The following is a 218-nucleotide window of genomic DNA, read 5'->3' as shown; positions in this document are numbered from 1 at the left end:
GCGTTCGCCAGCACGTAGGCGTCTGCCACGCAGTGGCCCGTGCGCCCCCACGGATCTTCGACATCGGGGAATGCGTCGCCGAAGAACGCCGCAGTGAGGCCGACGATATTTCCTTGGCTGTGGCATACGACGGTAATCGGGACATCGGCCTGCATGCTTCGGATCGACTCGATCAGCCTGGCCAAGCGCAACGCGGCGAGTACGCCATACGCTCGAGG

At 64.2% G+C, this 218-nt stretch carries 1 protein-coding gene; it reads right to left on the bottom strand.

The features are described from left to right. Positions 1–218: hypothetical protein (locus U4Z31_RS37095; RefSeq protein ID WP_321813016.1), on the bottom strand; the 218-nt coding region annotated here is incomplete at both ends.

Origin of the sequence: Burkholderia sp. BCC1985 (genome assembly GCF_905339915.1) — a bacterium.
In the GTDB taxonomy this organism is placed as follows: Bacteria; Pseudomonadota; Gammaproteobacteria; order Burkholderiales; family Burkholderiaceae; genus Burkholderia.
Note: the sequence above shows the minus strand (reverse complement) of the source record. Positions and strands in the feature narration are given on the sequence as shown.